The organism is Acinetobacter sp. 22512 (assembly GCF_052044755.1).
Classification (GTDB): Bacteria; Pseudomonadota; Gammaproteobacteria; order Pseudomonadales; family Moraxellaceae; genus Acinetobacter; species Acinetobacter pittii.
Window position 1 is genome coordinate 22,532 of record NZ_JBQENP010000003.1, and the last position, 19,579, is coordinate 42,110.

Sequence of the window (19,579 nt, forward strand, 5' to 3'; positions counted from 1 at the left end):
ATTCTAGATTAGATAAAAAAAGAGGACATTTTGTCCTCTTTTTTATATCTAAATTTTGATTTTCTAAGATTAAGCGGTCCTATATTGCTGCCCAATAAACTATATAAAGCTATTTAAAATATAAAAAAAGCAGATCAATCGATCTGCTCATTTCCAACGCGTTGTCTAAACTTCTGACCCGCTCTGAAGGTCACTACCCTACGTGCTGAAATTGGAATTTCTTCACCTGTCTTAGGGTTACGTCCTGGACGTTCGCGTTTATCTCTTAACTCGAAATTACCAAAACCAGAAAGCTTAACCTGCTCCCCTGCAATAAGTGCTTGGCTAATCTCGTCAAAGAACAACTCGACCATTTGTTTTGCTTCACGGCGATTTAAGCTGGTTAACTCACTTAAATGATCAGCCATGTCTGCTTTAGTTAATGCTGTCATGAGGCCCTCAATGTCGCTTGATAAGTGTTTTCCAACACTTGGATTATATTGTCCATACCAGATTTAATTTCAGCATCTTCAAGCGTACGTGAAGGATGTTGCCATAATAATGCAAACGCCAATGAGCGCTTACCTTCTTCGACACCCTGCCCCGTATACACATCGAATAACCATGTAGAGTCTAAAAGCTCTCCACCAGTTTTTTCGATTAACTGCTGAATATCTCTAACATTTATATTATCAGAGATTAAAAGCGCAATATCACGTCTGATCGAAGGAAAACGTGATAATTCTGTAAAATTAGATACATAAGATTGCAAAACGGCTGTTTGATCGAGTTCAGCAACCCACGTTGTTGTTAAATCAAGCTCATTTTCTAGAGATGGATGCAAACGTCCTAAATAACCAATTGATTGTCCATCAACTAAAATTTCAGCAGACTGCCCCGGATGCAACCATGCACGCTCAGAACGTACATATTCAACTTTGACACGACCAGCAGCCAAAATCTCTTCTATCTCTCCTTTGAAGTCAAAGAAATCCATTGGTTGAGGCTTCACATGCCAAGATTCTGGTTGTTGCGAGCCAACTGCCACTAGAGCTAAAGTCGGAATCTGTTTTAGATCTTCAATACTCTTAGCATTTTGATAATCAAAACGAAGTCCTAATTCAAAGAAACGAACACGACTTTGTTGACGATTGAGATTATATTGTACGCAAGGGATTAAACTTGAAAGTAGAGTACTACGCATTGCAGCCAAATCACTTGAAATTGGATTTGCTAGCATTAACGGATTTACTTGCGGGTTCAATTGCTTTTCAAGTTTTGCATCAGCAAAGCTAAAACTAATTGCTTCTTGATAACCTAAAGTCACGATAGTTTGGCGTAACTCTGCAATTTCAAATCGGTCTTGATATTTAGCTAATTGAACATCCATGCTTGGTAAGCTAATTTGGATATTGTCATAACCATCAATACGTGCCACTTCTTCAATTAAGTCTTGATAAATAGCCATGTCATAGCGATGTGATGGAGGTACTACATTCCACTCACCTTCAGCTTTAACAGTTACTTCACACCCTAGTCGAGTTAAAGCATCTGCAATGAAATCAGCCGTCAATTGATATCCCAACAATTGGTCTACCTGAGCTTGTTTCAGTTCAATTGCTTCACGCTTTGGTAAAATTTCAGTTTTTTCAGCCACAGTAATTGGACCAAATTCACCACCTGCCAACTCTTGAATAAGCTGCGAAGCACGGTTCATGGCAATTAACGGCAACTCAAAATCTACACCACGTTCATAACGCTGTGAAGAATCAGTATGCAAGCCAAAACGACGAGCACGTCCAGCAATAGCAAGTGGCGCGAAGAAAGCACTTTCTAGGAAGATATCGGTAGTATCATCAGTTACGCTTGATGCTAAACCACCCATAATTCCAGCAATTGCCAAAGCTTTCTGGTCATCAGCAATCACCATAATATCTTCTTGTAATTCAACTTCTTGATCATTAAGGAGTTGTAATTTTTCTTGTGGCTGAGCTTGACGCACATGTACAGTCCCTTCGATTTTAGCTAAATCGAAAGCATGCATTGGCTGACCCAGTTCCATAAGGACATAGTTCGTCACATCAACCAAAATACTGTGCGTGCGAATTCCTGAACGAGCTAAAGCCTGCTCCATCCACTCAGGAGTAGCAGCTTTTACATTAACGTTTTTAATTACACGTCCTAAATAGCGTGGAGTACCTTCAGTGCTGATCACTACTTTCTTCTCATCAGCAATTGTCGCTTCAACTGATTTAATATCAGGTTCATTCATTTGCAGTTGGTTAATTACTGCAATCTCACGAGCGATACCACGGATACTGAAACAGTCACCACGGTTTGGTGTAATACTGATATCGATGACGTTATCATCGAGTTTTAAGTATTCACGGATATTTATCCCTACTGGAGCATCAGCAGGTAACTCAAGCAAACCATCGATTTTATCTTCAAGATCAATTTCAGAAGCACCACAAAGCATGCCTTGTGACTCAACTCCACGAAGTTTACCTTTTTTGATTTTGAAATCACCCGGTAATACAGCACCAATCGTTGCAACTGGAGCTTTCATGCCAGCACGAACATTCGGTGCCCCACAAACAATTTGTAAAGGCTCGCCCGAACCAATATTAACTGTCGTTACACGCAAACGATCTGCATCTGGATGCTGCTCAACTGTTAAAACTTCGCCGACCACGACGCCAGTAAATGGCTTAGCAACAGGTGCAAGTTCATCAACTTCAAGACCAAGCATAGTTAACTGATCAGACAATGTCTCACTATCAATTGCCGGGTTAACCCATGTGCGTAGCCAATTTTCGCTAATCTTCATCTTTATAAACCTTTTTTAATCCTGAAAAAATGTTAGGCAAATTGGCGTAAGAAACGCACATCATTTTGATAGAACATACGCAAATCATTAATGCCATAACGCAACATTGCAAAACGCTCTACCCCTAAACCAAAAGCAAAGCCTTTGTATTTATCAGGATCAATACCCGCAGCACGCAATACATTTGGATGTACCATGCCACAGCCTAAAACTTCTAACCAACGTCCACGCTCATCCATGATATCTACTTCTGCACTAGGCTCTGTAAATGGGAAATATGAAGGACGGAAACGTACTTTTAAATCTTTCTCAAAAAATTCATTCAGTAGGTTAATCAATAAACCTTTTAATTCAGCAAAGCTTGTGTTCTCAGCAACATATAAGCCTTCGATCTGGTGGAACATTGGTGAATGCGTTTGATCCGAATCACAACGGTAAACACGGCCAGGGCATACGATACGAATTGGCGGCTCACTCGTCTCCATTGTACGAATCTGTACCCCAGAGGTATGCGTACGTAGCAAGTGAGTAGCATCAAAGTAGAAAGTATCGTGCATAGCACGTGCCGGATGGTGACCAGGAATATTTAATGCTTCGAAATTGTGATAGTCATCTTCAACTTCTGGACCGGTTGCAACTGTAAAACCAGCTTTAGTGAAGAACTGACAAATTCGCTCTTGTACCTGAGTAACAGGATGAACTGTACCAATACGTTGACCACGGCCCGGCAATGTAATATCAATCGTTTCACTTGCTAGCTTTTGTGCAAGTGCTGCCTGTTGTAGTGCCGCTTGACGTTCTGTTAATGCAGTATTAATTGTTTCTCGAACAGCATGAATCGCAGCACCTTGTACTTTGCGTTCTTCAGGGTCCATTTTCCCTAATGCTTTCGATTGTTCTGCAAGCTGGCTTTTTTTCCCTGTAAATTGCACACGCACCTGATCAAGTGCAACAAGGTCTTGAGCTGCTGCAATGGCAGCAAGCGCTTCTGTGTTCAGGGCTTCCAGTGACATATTAACTCTCAAAGCAACAAATTTAAAAAATATAATAAAACACTGCATTCTAACAGTTTTTCATTGAATTGATGAAGTTTATCCATCATGAAAAATGTATTAGGCAACAAAAAGATAAAACGTATAAGATAGTAGTATCGTCAATGAGATCAACTATTATGGCGCTTAATCAGATTTGGAAACAACAACTTACGCTTGTGACATATGGTAATGAATACCTCCGTCAGAATTTAAGCTTTAACCAATGGCGACAACATCATATTTTCGACCATCATAGTTTTCAGTTTCGTGACTTAACTTCTCAACATTTGTTGGCCCAACACTTCCAAGTTTGGCTAGAAGCATTAAAAAAACAAGGTACCTCAAAGCTCAGCTTACATTTATCAAGCCTTCTCAATGAAGAACAAAATCCAAATAGCAATGTCGAGCTCTTACCTTATACTCATTTTATCGTGACCCATCAAAATGATAAGAAATTTGCTTGGATTTTTGGCCATGAGCTTGCCGAATGGTATAACAATGATAATGAGTTTGAAGCTCCTGCTTCACAAACCTGTGAGCTTCGTTTAGAAACTTTCTGGCGTTTTGAACTCAATGAAAAATTATCAAAAAAAATTGAAGCTGATTTAAAAAATCCGCCATGGCAAGAAATAGCTGATTTTATGGATAGTGAATTATTTCATAGTAAATATGCAGCAGGCTTTGAGGAGCCAGAACTTCAAAATGCTCTTTTTGATGGTACAAATATTAAAAGCTTAGAGCCAAAACTTGCATTAATTCCAGAGAATTATCCCGCAGATTATGCCCATCAACTTTTATCTCGCACTCAAGCATTAGCTGACTACTTAGAACAAAAGAAACGTATTGCAAATGATCCTTTGGGAGAAGAACTAGACCAAGAGCAACTCATCAATTTAAGAAACTTTACACAAAAAACTGATGATTTGTTTGCCAAGCTTATTGTGAAAGTTGCCAACCATTATCAGACAGCTCAGATGGTGCCTGTAGTTAAAGCATCTCCATTTGAGCAATCAAATGAAAATCCACAGCATCTCAAGTCTCAGCACCATAAAGGCACTGGTTCAGGCGTTATTAAACTGGTTATTCTAACGATTATTATTTGTGCTTTGGCTTATTATTTTGGACTTTAAAGATTAGAGTTCCCATTGATAAAGTAACTCTGTTATTTCGGGACCGAACTCAAGTAGTTCGGTTTCCCCAATTAATTTAGCTCCCATTTTTTCGTAGAAGAAACGACTTGGATTTTTATTAAAAACTTCTAAGCGAATAAAACTGTATCCTTGATTTAAAGCGCATTGGTAGAACTTTTGAAATAACTCACGTCCCATGCCTTGCTTTTGAACTTCTTTTAAAAGATAAAAAGCCATAATTTCAGCAATATTATTTTCTGGGTTTAAATAACCATCGAGAAAGCCTTTCACTGCCCCATTTTCAGTATAGACAAATAACTTATGATCAGGGCTTTTTGCTATTTCTTTCCATAATAACTCCTTATCTAGGATTTTAAGCTCATCTAATATTTCTTGCTTAATTATACCTGTATAGGTTTCTTTCCACCCCTGTATATGTACTTCTGCAATAGATAATGCATCCTTGAGTGATGCTATACGAATATCCATATCATTTAATGATTTCAATTTACTTCCCTCACGTCACTACTTTTAAAGTGAAGCATTGATTGGTCTCACACCAACCTACTCAGTTAAAAGTAGCTCTCGAACATGCATTAAAGCAAAACCCAACAAATTTAGTCCTTGCCATAGAGATGGATCTTGAATATATGGATGGTCCTGCGCCATACCAATTCCCCAAATTTTATCGACTGGAGATGCTTCAACTAAAATACGGTCTTTCGTTGCTAATAAGAATTTCTTCAACTCAGGATGCTGTGAGAATTTGGCAAAATTCGCCTGTACGACAATATCAAACCGTTTTTCTTGCCATATCTGTTCCTCATAATTACGTACTTTGCGACCTAGTTGTTTCGCCTCATTAGGATGTTTAACTTGCAAAATCCGTGCAAAAATTTCTTCATCATTAAATATTTTTGCTTTTTGCGCCATCATATAGTGCTCAGCAGTAAAGTACTCGATACTCTCTACTTCAAATTGCGCAGGAAACCACTGGCTAAAACAACTCTTATCAACAAGATCAGCTTTCTTAGGAGTATGCCCCCAGAAATATAAATATTTGAACTGGTGACCTTGCTGTACTTTTTTAATTAAATCATTAAGAAATTTTTCGTCTTTCATCTTTTATCTCTGATTGTTATCTCTTTTTAAAATAGAACCGCTAAAAATAAAAAAGACCGCTAAAAAGCGGTCTTTCTTTAAATCTCTAAGCTTATGCAGCTAATGCACCTTTAGCTTTTTCAGCTAAAGCAGCAAATGCTACTGCATCATGCATAGCGATGTCAGCTAATACGCGACGGTCGATGATCACTTGAGCTTTTTTCAAGCCATCGATCATACGGCTGTAAGACAAACCGTTTTGACGAGCACCAGCATTGATACGCGCAATCCATAGAGCACGGAATTGACGTTTCTTTTGACGGCGGTCACGGTAAGCGTATTGACCAGCTTTGATTACCGCTTGGAATGCTACGCGGTAAACGCGTGAACGAGCACCGTAGTAACCTTTAGCGCGAGCAAGAATTTTTTTGTGACGACGATGAGCCACTACACCACGTTTTACACGAGCCATTTATAATCTCCTTAGATGTATGGGCACATACGACGAACTGAATTCATGTCAGAAACATGAACCATTACACAGCCGCGTAATTGACGGATACGTTTAGCAGATTTTTTGGTCAAGATGTGGCGCTTGAACGCTTGTTTACGCTTAAAACCGTTTGCAGTCGCTTTGAAGCGTTTAGCTGCACCACGGCGAGTTTTTAACTTAGCCATAGTAACCTCTTTTAGGCACCTGTTCGGCGCGATTGCACCATTGCAAAATCGACCTGCAGGTAAGGAAGCGCGTATTTTATAGCAACCTGAGCAAAATTAAAACTATTAGTTACTGTTTTTATGGTTGCAAGAAAGACTTTTCCAAATTCAACCTTGTCAGCAATATCAATAATAAATAAAGCGCCTATGCTTTTTTCCATTTATAATACGATCAAATTATCAACATACGATATTTCTAATGCAGAAACATGATGCATTTGCAGCCTTACGCTACAGAGATTTCTCAATTGTTACGATTAATCAATTTTGCTTAACGTTAGCAATTTTGATTCAAGAAATTATTGTTGCTTATTCACTTTATCAAATTACCAAAGATCCTCTAACTTTAGGCTTAATTGGATTAGCAGAAGCCATTCCATTTATTGCCCTATCGCTTTGGGGTGGCTATTTTGCAGATAGATTTAATAAACAGATTATTATGAAAATCTGTTTGTTTTTCTCGGTTCCTCTTCCTTTAGTGCTGTGGTCGCTGTTCCATCTGCATGGGTTAGGTCATATCAGCGTAAATTTCCTTTCTTGGGGTATTTATGCTGTTATTTTTGGCTTAGGTACTATACGTGGGTTTTATAATCCCTCTGCAACGTCTTTAAAACCATTTTTGATACCTCGTGAACTGTATGCAAATGGTGCAACATGGACGACAATCGGTTGGCAAAGTGGAGTAATTATCGGGCCAATGCTTGGTGGTTTCATGCTTGCCTATTTAGGCCGAGAAACAAGTCTATTTAGTGTTGCGGTTTTACTTGGTATTTGTTTCATCTTAATTAACCTATTGCATAAGCGTACTTTTCCTAAAATTGAAACTGCTAATGTTTTAGAAAGTTTAGGAGATGGATTCCGTTTTATCTGGAAAACTAAAATTGTTCTTTGGGCAATTTCTCTTGATTTAGCTTCTGTTTTATTTGGTGGAGTCATCGCATTATTGCCAATTTTTGCAGAAGATATCTTAAAAGTCGGCCCAGAAGGACTGGGATATTTGCGTGCGGCGCCATCTATTGGAGCGCTCGTCACTATGATTGCTTTGACTCGCTTCCCGCCAACTCAACATGCATGGCGTAACATGCTACTTGCTGTTGCAGGATTTGGTGTTTTCACGATTCTTTTCGCATTCTCAAACAACATGTGGTTATCACTATTTGCGTTGGCTATGACAGGCGCTTGTGACAGTATTTCAGTTGTGGTTAGACAAACCATTTTGCAAATTTTTCCACCAGAAAATATGCGTGGTCGCGTTGCTGCTGTAAACGGAATGTTCGTTTCATCAAGTAATGAGCTTGGTGCATTTGAGTCAGGTTTAGCAGCCAAATATTTAGGAACAATTGCAGCCACTATTTTTGGGGGTTGTATGACACTTGCAGTGGTCACCTTCTGTTGGCTAAAAACCAATGATCTATTTAAAGTCGATATTACCAAAAGCTCAGAAGACTAGTTAGACCATTTTATTAAAAGCATCTTCGGATGCTTTTATTTTAAATAAAACCTGTAATTACCCAATAAATAAAAATATAACGCCCTGCTTTAGCAATCAAAACGATAATTAAAAAGCGCCAAAAATTTTCTTTGAATAAACCTGCAACTAAAGTAATTGGGTCACCAATCACAGGTGTCCAACTTAGCAACAGCGAATAAAACCCATACTTATGATAAAAGCTTTGAGCTTGCTCTAAACGCTTTTCAGAAACAGGAAACCACTTTTTGTGTTTAAAGTGCTCTATTTTTAAACCAAGCCACCAGTTCACACACGAGCCCAGTACGTTTCCGAAAGTGGCGAAAGAAATTAGAAGAAAAGCAGAATATTCTTTTTTTAATAATAAGGTGGCGAGTACAGCTTCTGATTGTAACGGTAATAATGTAGCCGCCCCAAACGCGCTCAAAAAAAGTAAAAAGTAACTTAGCATATTAAATTAGACCAAATCACCTTTCACTTTATTCATTACGCGACCAATAAAAGTTAGATGACTTTAATTGATAGTGCTTTTTGTACCGCAGGACGTGCCGTCAAGCGAACAATATATTCTTGTACATAAGGATAATCCTCTAACTGAATACCTTGCCATTCATAGCGCAAAATCCAAGGTAAAATTGCCATATCAGCAATCGAGTATTCACCTGCAACAAACTTCTGGCCAATGAGCTGCTTATTCAGCACACCATATAAGCGCTTAGTCTCATTTACATAGCGGTCTATAGCGTATGGAATTTTTTCTGGTGCAAAACGGTTAAAATGATGGTTCTGCCCTAGCATAGGCCCTAGCCCACCCATTTGCCACATGAGCCATTGTTCAACTTCAACTCGCTCTTGCTCATCAGTTGGATAAAATAATCCAGTTTTTCGACCTAGATATTGCAAGATCGCGCCTGATTCAAATATTGAAATTGGCTCACCACGAGGTCCATCTTGGTCAACAATTGCCGGAATTTTATTATTTGGAGAAATTCTCAGAAAGTCTGGTTGAAATTGATCATTTTCTAAAATATTGATTGGGTAAAGAGTGTAGTCCAGTCCCATTTCTTCTAAGGCAATTGTGATTTTATGTCCATTGGGAGTTCCCCAATAATATAGATCAATCATTCTATTTTCCTATTCATCGTTATCATGACTGCGTCTTGCGTTATAGCATGTTTTAAGAGAGGCGATGAGATTTCCAACACTAAAAAATACATAAAATTCAAGAATTGAATTTCTTTTAAAAGATATAGCAATTGTCTTAAATAAAACTGAACAGAGAAAATTAAATCATCTTTTTTATTATGATAAGGATATAAAAAAGCACTGCTTTTGCAGTGCTTTTTTTGAGTATTACTTTTTCTTTTTAGGTCCAAGTAACATACCCATTTGACGGCCTTCCATTTTAGGTGCTTGTTCCACAACCCCAAACTCAGCAACATCAGCTTCAATTTTTTGTAATTGAGCTAAGCCAAGTTGTTGGTGAGCCATTTCACGACCACGGAAACGTAAAGTGATTTTCACTTTGTTTCCTTCTTCAAGGAATTTCAAAATAGCACGAAGCTTAACTTGATAATCACCAACATCAGTTGCAGGGCGCAGTTTGATTTCCTTCACTTGCACTTGATGCTGTTTTTTCTTCGCATCTTTTTGCTTCTGCTTAAGGTCAAACAAGTGCTTGTTGTAATCCATAATTTTACAAACAGGCGGCTCGGCGTTTGCAACGATCTCAACTAGGTCAAGATCTGCCTCTTCAGCAGCGCGCAGTGCTTCATTTAATGAAACAATTCCTTTTTGCTCACCGTCAGCACCAACGAGGCGTACTTCTTTTGCACGGATCTCGTCGTTAATTGCTGGACGGTTGCTTTTTGCACCTTGTTGTTGGTTACGGTCAGGCTGTTTAATCTTTCTTACTCCACAATATACCGGCCACGTTCGGCGACGGCAGACTTCACTAAGTCAATGAATGCATCTACTGACATAGTACCTAAATTTTTTCCTGAGCGGGTACGCACATTCACTGTACCTTCTTCAACTTCTCGATCACCAAGAACTAATAGGTAAGGAATACGCTCTAGAGTACGCTCACGAATCTTAAATCCGATTTTTTCATTTCTCAAGTCAGAAATAGCACGAAGGCCATTTTCTTTGAGTTTTGCTACGACTTTCTCACAAGCTTCAGCTTGAGAGTCCGTAATATTCATGACACATGCTTGTAACGGCGACAACCAAGGTGGCATGAAACCAGCGTAGTGTTCAATTAGTATACCAATAAAACGCTCAAAACTGCCAAGAATTGCACGATGCAACATCACAGGCTGATCACGATCATTGTCTTCAGTCACATAAGACGCATCTAAGCGTTCTGGCAAGTTGAAGTCACACTGAATAGTACCACACTGCCATACACGTCCGAGACAGTCTTTCAATGAGAATTCAATTTTCGGACCGTAGAACGCGCCTTCACCAGGTTGTAATTCCCATTCGAGACCCGCTGCATCTAAAGCATCTGCTAAAGATTTTTCAGCCATATCCCAAAGTGCATCATCACCCACACGTTTTTCTGGACGTGTAGAAAGTTTCATTTGCACTTCTTCAAAACCAAAATCTTTATAAACTTCTAAAGTCAGCTTAATAAAGTCTGCAACTTCTTGACCGATCTGTTCTTTAGTACAGAAGATGTGCGCGTCATCTTGTGTAAAACCACGTACACGCATAATGCCGTGTAAAGAACCTGATGGTTCGTTACGATGACAAGAACCAAACTCTGCTAAACGAATCGGTAGATCACGGTAAGACTTCAAACCTTGGTTGAAAACTTGCACGTGACATGGGCAGTTCATTGGCTTAACTGCATAGTTACGATTCTCAGAATGAGTCGTAAACATGTTGTCAGCATAGTTCGCCGCATGTCCTGATTTTTCCCACAATGTAAAGTCTACAATTTGTGGTGTTTTAATCTCAAGGTAACCGTTGTCTTGCTGAACTTTACGCATGTATTGTTCAAGTACTTGGTAAATAGTCCAGCCATTTGGATGCCAGAACACCATACCCGGTGCTTCTTCTTGCATATGGAACAAATCTAAAGCTTTACCAATTTTACGATGGTCACGCTTTTCAGCTTCTTCGATACGTTTGATGTATGCAGCGAGCTGTTTTTTGTCTGCCCAAGCTGTACCATAAATACGTTGAAGCTGTTCGTTCTTCGCATCACCACGCCAGTATGCACCAGAGATTTTAGTGAGCTTGAACGATTTTAAGAATTTGGTATTCGGTACGTGTGGACCACGACACATATCCAAATAATCTTGATGGTAGTACAAGCCCATTTGTGTTTCTTCAGGCATGTCTGCAATCAAGCGTAATTTATATTCTTCGCCACGCGCAGTAAATTCAGCAATAACTTCATCACGTGGTGTCATTTTTTTAACGACATCATAATCTTGATCGATGAGCTTTTTCATGCGCTCTTCGATAGCTGCCATATCATCTAATGTAAAAGGACGTGGCATCCAGATGTCGTAGTAAAAACCTTCTTCAATGACTGGACCAATCACCATCTTGGCTTCCGGGAAAAGCTGTTTAACAGCATGCCCTACAAGGTGTGCACAAGAGTGGCGAATAATTTCAAGACCTTCCTCATCTTTTGGAGTGATAATTTGTAAGGTCGAATCTTCGGTAATTAAGTCACATGCATCAACTAAGCGATCATTTACACGGCCAGCAACAGTATTTTTTGCTAGACCAGGCCCAATACTTTGGGCAACTTCCATAACAGATACAGCGTGATCAAAACTCTTTTGATCGCCATTTGGCAATGTGATAATTGGCATAAAAAAATCCTTAAGGAGTGATGCCCTATACGAAGGAGCATTTCACCGCGAGATTATGATCGAGGCGAACCTCAAAATATAAAAACGGTGTAAATCAAAGTTAAAAAACCTGAAAGATTTTACACTTGTTCAAGCAATGTGAAAACCTTTGAGTCCATAAAATCATAAATACATTTTGCTTATCGCGTAAACAGCAATAAATGACTTAAAAATATATTGAGATGATTTTTAAACATGTTTAACACAAGTGGTTTAAGATGAAGAAAATAGCATTTCTGCTCATTTTTTGACTGGAGGGTATCGCTCTTTAAGACTAAAGCATAGATGCTTTGATTAATATTAAATCATATGTTCAAAGAATGAATTAAAAATAGAACACGGAGTTGTTTCACATGGTTAGTGCTTATGATGAGTTACCACGCACACCCGCAAACTTTGTTGCGTTATCACCTCTACGCTACTTAGAGCGTGCGGCTTATATTTACCCAGATCAAGCTTCAATTATTCATGGTAAGCGTCAAATTTCATGGAAAGAAACTTATCAGCGCTGCTGTCAATTTGCATCTCAGCTCAAGCAACTGGGAATTGAGAAAAATGATACGGTATCTGTCTTATTGCCAAATATTCCAGCCATGATTGAAGCACATTTTGCAGTTCCTATGGCGGGTGCGGTACTTAATACCCTCAATACACGTTTAGATGCAAAAACAATCGCTTTCATGTTGGAACATGCTGAAAGTAAAGTGCTGTTGGTTGATCCTGAATTTGTGAATTTGGCAAGAGAAGCCCTCTCACTTATTCCTAACCAGCACATTATTGTAATTGATGTAGCCGATACAGAATATGAAGGTGAAAATCAGTTTTTAGGTTCTTTTGAATATGAAGAATGGATCGCTCAAGGCGACATTAACTTCTCTTGGCATTTACCAGTAGATGAATGGGATGCGATTAGCTTAAATTACACATCTGGAACTACAGGTAATCCTAAAGGTGTAGTCTATCATCATCGTGGGGCTTATCTTAATGCTGCAAGCAATATCTTGGCTTGTGGAATGAAACCGCGTGCTGTGTATTTATGGACACTACCCCTCTTTCATTGTAATGGCTGGTGTTTTGCGTGGAGCATAGCAGCAAGTGGTGGAACCAATATTTGTTTACGCAAAGTCGATCCAGAATTAGTCATGCAATTGATTGCAGCACATAAAGTTGATTATTTCTGTGGTGCGCCTATTGTTCTTTCAATGATTCTTAACTTAACTAAAGAAAAACATACGAGCTTTGATCATCATGTTGAAGTCATGGTTGCTGGGGCAGCTCCACCTGTTGCCATTATTGAAGGGATGCGAAACATGGGGATTAACGTAAACCATGTATATGGCCTAACAGAAACTTATGGACCTTCTGCACTATGCGCTTCTCAATCTGGATGGAATGAACTATCAATTGCTGAACAAGCCCAACTTCATTCCCGTCAAGGCGTACCCTACCCGTTGCAAGACAGCATGCGTGTGTTAGATCCCGAGACTATGGAACCTGTGCCTAATGATGGTCAAACCATGGGAGAAATCATGTTCCGTGGTAATATTGTCATGAAAGGCTATTTAAAGAACCCTAAAGCGACTCAAGAAGCCTTTGCTGGCGGATGGTTTCACACAGGCGACCTAGCCGTTTGTCACCCAGATGGTTATGCAAAAATTACTGATCGCTCGAAGGACATCATTATTTCCGGTGGAGAAAATATTTCATCTTTAGAAGTAGAGGATGTTTTATATAAACATCCTGCTGTATTAACCGCTGCGGTAGTCGCCAAACCCGATGCACGTTGGCAAGAAGTACCATGCGCATTTATTGAGCTAAAGATGGGTGCTACAGCAACACCTGAAGAAATTATTGCACACTGCCAAAAAGAATTAGCGCGCTTTAAAGTGCCTAAAGATGTGGTTATTACAGAAATTCCGAAAACATCGACAGGTAAATTACAGAAATTTATCTTGCGTGAATGGGCAAGAGAACGGGCTGAAAATGTATAAATAAAAAAAGCGACGCCTTGAGCGTCGCTTTTTTATAGAAGAGCATTTAGCCTTGATCAGACAATAGGGCAATTTGCTGTACATAGTTTACAAATTTACCTTTTGATACCTCAAGCTCTGCTTCACTCACTTGCTGACTCTTATCACGGTTGATTCTCAACACATGCTGACGCAAGGTGTGACGTTCCGAAGCATTATAAATTTTACTAAATTCATTAATTGCAGGGTCGCCTTGTTCGATCATACGATCAACCCAACGCATCAATTGAGCCTGCTTTTTTGCGCCTTGCTGCGGAGTTAGATAAGACAAAATAACGGTCTCATCTTCATTACGCAATAATTTACCAATACGTTGAAACTGACGACGACGAGCTTCAAAAGAACTAATGTTCTGTACTTCCATTAACGCATCAATTAAACGTTCATCAACTGGGAGTTTTTGAATCTGTTTAACAGAAAGTTGTGCTAATTGCTCACCTAAAGCAGCCATACGTTGAACTGCTTTTTTCTGCTCTGTCTTACTTGCACGTCCTTCTAAAGAGCCAAAATCTTCTTCAGTATAACGTTGGGGACGACGTGCCACGATTAATCTGCCTCATAAAATTTTGCGGCGAATAACGCCTGTACTTCATTTAATGCCTGCTCTTCGTCGGTACCATCAATGACCAATCGTAAAGTGGTCCCTTTACCTGCACCTAACATCAGCAAAGACATAATATTTTTTGCATCTACTAAATGATCGCCTTTTCCAATTTGGATCGACGAACGAAATTTTGTAGTGACCTCTATCAGTTTTCCTGATGCACGAGCATGTAAACCGAGTTTATTAATTACATCAACAGTTGTGTCTATCATGACCAGTGCTTCATTTCTCTGTGTAAGACCTGAACAGACCATTCTGCCTCAAGTGCTTGTTTTAGTCTATCTACGATATAAACGGAACGATGTTGACCGCCAGTACAACCAATAGAAATCGTCATATAGTGACGATGTCCTTCAGCAAATGCTGGAAGCCATTTTTTTAAGAAGTGAAGAATATCATCAAACATTTCGTTTGCTTGCGGACTTGCTTCTAAAAATTGTCTTACTGGCTCATCCAAACCAGAAAAACGTCTCAATTCTAAATCCCAATGCGGATTTGGTAAATGCCGTACATCAAAAACATAATCAGCATCTAAAGGAATGCCATGTTTATATCCAAATGACTGCAATATCACGATAAGCTTATCCGACTGCCCCAATTTAGACAGTAAAATATGCTTTAGATCATGAACACTTTTATCTGTTGTATCAATATGAACCGTAGCGCGGAACTGAATTGGCAGCAGTAACTGCTTTTCTTCATGAATACATTGCAACAGACTTTTAAAACGATTGGCCAATGGATGCGGACGACGTGATGCACTAAAACGTGCGATCAAATCCTGATCTTGCGTAGTCAGATAAATCACATCAACTGTGCCATGTTTTTGTAGTTGCTCAAAAACATGATCGAACTCTTGCATATCTGCACGAGTGCTTCGAACATCCACACCTAATGCCAACTGCTCTAGATTATTTTCATGATCTAGCTTTGCCACAATTTCGGGCAGCAATGCCAAAGGCAAATTATCAATACAGTAATAGCCCAAATCTTCTAACACTTGGAGAGCCGAAGATTTTCCTGAACCAGACTGTCCTGTCACGATAAGTATACGCTTCATGGCATGGCTGTCCTTTGATCTGTTTATTGGGGTGTAAAGGCAACTTCTAAATTATCAATCAAACGAGTTGCACCCAATTTTGCCGCGATGAACAACACAATATCACGATCAAACTGAGTAGCAGGTAACAGATTTGACTGACGAGCTTCGACATAATCCACAACAAACCCATTATCTGTCAACTGAGTTTTGATATCTTCTAAAACTTGTTGTAAATCTTTGCCTTGATGTAACTGCTGCTCAGCTTGCTTTAAACTTTGATAAATAACCGGAGCGACCTGACGTTGCTCTGGACTTAAATAACCATTTCTTGAACTAAGAGCCAAGCCATCTGCTGCACGAACAATTGGCACACCAATTACTTCTAGCGGGATATTTAAGTCTTGTACAAACTGACGAATCACTGCTAACTGCTGGTAATCTTTTTGACCAAAGAAAGCATAGTTAGGTTGTACAATATTAAAGAGTTTAGTGACCACCAAAGCTACGCCATCAAAATGCCCAGGACGTGAACTACCACATAAAGCATCGGTAATTTGGCTGACACTTATGTTGGTTAAACGTGGCTGAGTACCGTACATTTGCTCAACTGATGGTGCAAAAATAATGTCACAACCTACATCAGCTAATAGACGACTATCTTGTTCTAAAGTACGAGGATAGTTATCAAAATCTTCACCCGGTCCAAATTGAGTTGGGTTTACGAAGATACTAACAACCACAACATCACATAACTTTTTCGCTTCACGAACAAGTGTGAGATGTCCTTCATGTAGATTTCCCATTGTTGGGACAAAACCAATAATTTTACGCGCAGCTCTAGCAGGATTTAAAGAAGCTGCAAGACCTTGTATGGTGGTTTCTGTTTTCATGAATTACAGCTCAACGTGGAAAGTATGTTCTTTGGCTGGAAATGACTGGTCCTGCACAGCAGCATGAAAAGCTTTAAAAGCGTCTAGGATTGCTGTTTCGCCAGATTGTTCTTTCATAAAGTTACGGACAAAACGCGCAACTCGACCAAAAGTTAAACCCAACATATCCTGTACTACAAGTACCTGACCATCAGTCGCATTACCCGCACCAATACCAATCACAGGTGTATTTGGAAATAACTCAGCAATTTCTTGTCCCAACTGAGCAGGAACACATTCAAGCAATAGGACTGCCGCGCCTGCTTCAACCACTGCCGTACAGTCAGCAATAAGTTGATCAGCTGCTTCACGTGTTTTAGCTTGTAATTTGTAACCACCAAATACGTGTACAGATTGAGGAGTTAAACCTAAATGTACGCACACAGGTACACCATTACGAGTTAACACTTGTACAGTTTCACTTAGCCAAGCGCCGCCTTCGATTTTGATCATCTGAGCACCAGCTTGCATAACTGTTCTTGCGTTTTGCAAAGCATCATTTAAGGTGGCATAACTCATAAATGGTAAGTCAGTCATAATCAAAGCATGCTGGTTACCACGACGCACCGCCGCCGTATGATAAGCCATGTCCTCAACAGTTACAGGTAAAGTTGAGTCACGACCTTGAATTGCCATTCCAAGAGAATCACCAATTAAGATTGTATCAATTTCAGCAAGTTCCATTGCTTTTGCCATACTCGCATCGTAACAAGTTAGACAAGAGAACTTACGTCCTTCGGCTTTAAATTTTCTTAAGTCACTTAGACTAATCATGATGGTATCCTCTACAGGAGTTTGCAGAACGTAATAAGTCAGGCTCTAAGCCCAAGACTCATCAGCAAGTACAGTCAGCGTGGGCTGCTGTATGAGTTCTAAATTTTTAAGTGGCTGATCGTTAATATGTAAATCAGCGTCTAAATCTAATAAAGGAATTACAACGAAATCTCGCTCTATAATTCCAATGTGTGGCACAGTTAAGCGCTCATTTTGAATTTTTTCATCACCATATATAAGCAAATCCAGATCTAAGGTACGCTCTCCCCAACGACGAAGGCGTACACGACCAGCTTCTTGCTCAAATCGCTGTAACTGATCTAACAAATCTAAAGGAGTGAGATCGGTATTTAGCTCTGCAACTGCATTTAAATAATTTGGTTGATCTTGAGGACCCATAGGTGGACTTTGATAAAGTTTAGAAACTTTCACTCCACCTAAAGTTTTAAGCTTAGCAATGGCTTCAGATAAGATTTGGCGTGAATCACCCAAATTACTTCCTAAACCAATATAGGTCTTCGTTGTCATTGCGTTGGCCCAAAAATAACTTGGCTTAAATCGCGTTGTACACGCTTACGCTTCAAAATCGGATGGTCGCTCATCACCCCAGTTTCTGTAGCAGAGGCTTTTTCAACGAAACGACCCATCGATTGTTCTTGTCGAGCACGTTCTTTTTTCCCACGACGGCTGCGTGGTTCAGGAATATCAACCAAAGGTTCGATTTCCGTCTCAACTTTATTGTTTTCAACAGGTTCAGCAACGGCTTTACGACGGTTTCTAGCTTTCTGACGATTGTACTGGCTAATTGCAGCTTCTTTTTCGTCATTCGACATTTCTTGGTAGGCTTCCCACCAGCTTCCCATCCCCTGTGTTGTGTCATCACCTGACTTTTCACGAAGTAACAAGAAGTCAAAACCAGCACGGAAACGCGCATGTCCAGCCAATGCTTCAATTTGCTGTGGTTTCGGGTTAAGCAAACGGGTCTGCATTTCCCAAACTTCACGAATAAAAGTTTCTGCAAAACGAGGAATCACAGTGCGGGTTGCCTGACGTTTTAAGACATCTAAACCAGCTTGTGCACGCGCTTCAGCTGGTACCACACCTTTAGATAAATAAAATTCACAACGCTCTAAAAATGGTTGCCACAATAAGACTGCGTAGAAAAATGCTGGGTTAATTGTTTTACCCACTTGAATACGCTGATCTGTATTCTTTGCTGCTCTTAAAATAAATGGAGTGAGGTTAGGCTGAATATCAGCAAAGAGTTGTTTCCAAACACCAAACTCAATCAACATTGGCAAAACACGCGCCAAATGTCCCATTGTAAAGAGCTTCTGAGATTCATCATATAAACGATGCGGAGAAACATCACGCAATAGTTGCGTCATCTCTGCATCAAATATATCGAGAATATCTGAATCAATTTTAAAATTTAACTTCGCTGCAAAACGTAAAGTCCGCAGCATACGCACAGGGTCTTCTTCAAAGCGCTGTGCCGGATCGCCTAATAAACGTAGAGTTTTATTTTTTACATCGTCAATTGCTTTGCAGAAATCAAGCACAATACTCTTACGCGGTTGGTAATATAGCGTATTGATTGAAAAGTCACGGCGAGCAAAGTCTTGTTCGATGGTTCCCCAGTTATTGTCACGTAAAATCATGCCTGAAGCACTAGTGACTGCTTTTTTTGGAGGAGCACGGAAAGTTGCAACTTCAATAAGCTCACGCCCTGAATAGACATGTGCTAATTCAAATCGACGGCCAATGATTCGACAACGTCGACCAAAAACTTCTTTAATCTGGGAAGGTGTTGCATTAGTGACTGCATCGAAATCTTTAGGATTAAGCCCTAGCATTAAATCACGGACACCACCCCCAACAATATAAGCTTCATAGCCAGCTTTAGTCAGGCTATCGATCACATCTAAAATCGAAGAAGGAAGTTGGGCTGTGGACAAACCACATTTTGACGCTCGCAAGGTTTGCAAAAGACGCTGTCTCCTACGTCAGGACGTAAATAACAAGTTGTCGCTAATCATAGCTCTAACGCACACAAAGGGCAATTTGAT

Annotated in this window: 22 protein-coding genes; 3 read left to right on the top strand and 19 right to left on the bottom strand. The window is 39.7% G+C overall.

Translation table 11 applies throughout. The annotated features are described in order from the left end of the window. Positions 1-134: 134 nt before the first annotated feature. From ACTJJG_RS04490 to pheS, 3 genes are read right to left on the bottom strand one after another with little or no spacing between them, the layout of a single operon-like run. On the bottom strand, positions 135-431 hold the full coding sequence (locus ACTJJG_RS04490; RefSeq protein WP_000126166.1) for an integration host factor subunit alpha: 297 nt from the start codon (positions 429-431) through the stop codon (positions 135-137). Beyond that, positions 428-2,809: a phenylalanine--tRNA ligase subunit beta gene (gene pheT, locus ACTJJG_RS04495; RefSeq protein ID WP_017482376.1), complete on the bottom strand. Its 2,382-nt coding sequence runs from the start codon at positions 2,807-2,809 to the stop codon at positions 428-430. Before pheT ends, ACTJJG_RS04490 begins: the two co-directional genes overlap by 4 nt. A 32-nt stretch (positions 2,810-2,841) precedes the next feature. Next, positions 2,842-3,822 (bottom strand): phenylalanine--tRNA ligase subunit alpha, encoded by a 981-nt coding sequence (gene pheS / locus ACTJJG_RS04500; protein WP_069120342.1) that lies wholly within the window; start codon positions 3,820-3,822, stop codon positions 2,842-2,844. A gap of 158 nt (positions 3,823-3,980) precedes the next feature. On the opposite strand from pheS, the gene ACTJJG_RS04505 reads away from it, so the two are divergent. Then, positions 3,981-4,973, top strand: coding sequence for a hypothetical protein (locus tag ACTJJG_RS04505; RefSeq protein WP_032070382.1), 993 nt, complete (start codon positions 3,981-3,983; stop codon positions 4,971-4,973). 3 nt (positions 4,974-4,976) lie between these two features. Here the strand turns inward: ACTJJG_RS04505 and ACTJJG_RS04510 are convergent, their stop codons facing one another. From ACTJJG_RS04510 to ACTJJG_RS04530, 5 genes are all read right to left on the bottom strand, one after another. Further along, a complete protein-coding gene (locus ACTJJG_RS04510) occupies positions 4,977-5,480 on the bottom strand; it encodes a GNAT family N-acetyltransferase (protein WP_025468544.1) in 504 nt (167 codons plus the stop codon). 57 nt (positions 5,481-5,537) lie between these two features. Next, entirely contained in the window at positions 5,538-6,095 is a 558-nt protein-coding gene (locus tag ACTJJG_RS04515) for an NADAR family protein (protein WP_017482379.1), read from the bottom strand. Between the two features lie 91 nt (positions 6,096-6,186). Then, the gene (gene rplT / locus ACTJJG_RS04520) at positions 6,187-6,546 is read right to left on the bottom strand and encodes a 50S ribosomal protein L20 (RefSeq protein ID WP_000124858.1); all 360 of its coding nucleotides are present in this window, start codon (positions 6,544-6,546) and stop codon (positions 6,187-6,189) included. Positions 6,547-6,557: 11 nt separating this feature from the next. Further along, the gene (gene rpmI / locus ACTJJG_RS04525) at positions 6,558-6,752 is read right to left on the bottom strand and encodes a 50S ribosomal protein L35 (RefSeq protein ID WP_002054552.1); all 195 of its coding nucleotides are present in this window, start codon (positions 6,750-6,752) and stop codon (positions 6,558-6,560) included. 11 nt (positions 6,753-6,763) lie between these two features. Next, positions 6,764-6,952 carry a hypothetical protein gene (locus tag ACTJJG_RS04530; protein ID WP_017482380.1) on the bottom strand — a complete coding sequence of 63 codons (189 nt, stop codon included), beginning with the start codon at positions 6,950-6,952 and terminating at the stop codon, positions 6,764-6,766. A 38-nt stretch (positions 6,953-6,990) separates the two neighbouring features. On the opposite strand from ACTJJG_RS04530, the gene nreB reads away from it, so the two are divergent. Continuing rightward, the gene (gene nreB / locus ACTJJG_RS04535; RefSeq protein ID WP_002117292.1) at positions 6,991-8,241 is read left to right on the top strand and encodes a nickel resistance MFS transporter NreB; all 1,251 of its coding nucleotides are present in this window, start codon (positions 6,991-6,993) and stop codon (positions 8,239-8,241) included. 40 nt (positions 8,242-8,281) lie between these two features. On the opposite strand, the gene ACTJJG_RS04540 is transcribed toward nreB, so the two are convergent. From ACTJJG_RS04540 to thrS, 4 genes are all read right to left on the bottom strand, one after another. Continuing rightward, complete coding sequence (locus ACTJJG_RS04540; protein ID WP_019767966.1) at positions 8,282-8,710, bottom strand: YqaA family protein; 429 nt, start codon at positions 8,708-8,710, stop codon at positions 8,282-8,284. Between the two features lie 53 nt (positions 8,711-8,763). Beyond that, a complete protein-coding gene (locus ACTJJG_RS04545) occupies positions 8,764-9,384 on the bottom strand; it encodes a glutathione S-transferase N-terminal domain-containing protein (protein ID WP_002117212.1) in 621 nt (206 codons plus the stop codon). Positions 9,385-9,612: 228 nt separating this feature from the next. Continuing rightward, positions 9,613-10,164 (bottom strand): translation initiation factor IF-3, encoded by a 552-nt coding sequence (infC, locus tag ACTJJG_RS04550; RefSeq protein ID WP_075383312.1) that lies wholly within the window; start codon positions 10,162-10,164, stop codon positions 9,613-9,615. A 5-nt stretch (positions 10,165-10,169) separates the two neighbouring features. Beyond that, positions 10,170-12,092, bottom strand: a complete 1,923-nt coding sequence (gene thrS, locus ACTJJG_RS04555; protein WP_002117224.1) for a threonine--tRNA ligase — start codon at positions 12,090-12,092, stop codon at positions 10,170-10,172. Positions 12,093-12,484: 392 nt separating this feature from the next. Here thrS and ACTJJG_RS04560 point away from each other — a divergent pair, with 392 nt between their 5' ends. Next, positions 12,485-14,122, top strand: coding sequence for an acyl-CoA synthetase (locus ACTJJG_RS04560; protein ID WP_372552488.1), 1,638 nt, complete (start codon positions 12,485-12,487; stop codon positions 14,120-14,122). Positions 14,123-14,168: 46 nt separating this feature from the next. On the opposite strand, the gene yjgA is transcribed toward ACTJJG_RS04560, so the two are convergent. Genes yjgA through pcnB form a run of 7 tightly spaced genes read right to left on the bottom strand, consistent with a single transcriptional unit; the run spans position 14,169 to position 19,498 of the window. Continuing rightward, positions 14,169-14,705 carry a ribosome biogenesis factor YjgA gene (yjgA, locus tag ACTJJG_RS04565; protein ID WP_032035266.1) on the bottom strand — a complete coding sequence of 179 codons (537 nt, stop codon included), beginning with the start codon at positions 14,703-14,705 and terminating at the stop codon, positions 14,169-14,171. Between the two features lie 2 nt (positions 14,706-14,707). Next, positions 14,708-14,977 carry an HPr family phosphocarrier protein gene (locus ACTJJG_RS04570; protein WP_000567533.1) on the bottom strand — a complete coding sequence of 90 codons (270 nt, stop codon included), beginning with the start codon at positions 14,975-14,977 and terminating at the stop codon, positions 14,708-14,710. Beyond that, positions 14,974-15,825: an RNase adapter RapZ gene (rapZ, locus tag ACTJJG_RS04575; protein WP_005066272.1), complete on the bottom strand. Its 852-nt coding sequence runs from the start codon at positions 15,823-15,825 to the stop codon at positions 14,974-14,976. Before rapZ ends, ACTJJG_RS04570 begins: the two co-directional genes overlap by 4 nt. Positions 15,826-15,848: 23 nt before the next feature. Beyond that, entirely contained in the window at positions 15,849-16,697 is an 849-nt protein-coding gene (gene panC / locus ACTJJG_RS04580) for a pantoate--beta-alanine ligase (RefSeq protein ID WP_002117191.1), read from the bottom strand. A gap of 3 nt (positions 16,698-16,700) precedes the next feature. Further along, a complete protein-coding gene (gene panB / locus ACTJJG_RS04585) occupies positions 16,701-17,510 on the bottom strand; it encodes a 3-methyl-2-oxobutanoate hydroxymethyltransferase (RefSeq protein WP_002117298.1) in 810 nt (269 codons plus the stop codon). A gap of 45 nt (positions 17,511-17,555) precedes the next feature. After that, positions 17,556-18,038 (bottom strand): 2-amino-4-hydroxy-6-hydroxymethyldihydropteridine diphosphokinase, encoded by a 483-nt coding sequence (folK, locus tag ACTJJG_RS04590; RefSeq protein ID WP_069120349.1) that lies wholly within the window; start codon positions 18,036-18,038, stop codon positions 17,556-17,558. Then, positions 18,035-19,498: a polynucleotide adenylyltransferase PcnB gene (pcnB, locus tag ACTJJG_RS04595; RefSeq protein ID WP_032057519.1), complete on the bottom strand. Its 1,464-nt coding sequence runs from the start codon at positions 19,496-19,498 to the stop codon at positions 18,035-18,037. The genes folK and pcnB overlap by 4 nt, the downstream gene beginning before the upstream one ends. Positions 19,499-19,579 lie beyond the last annotated feature (81 nt).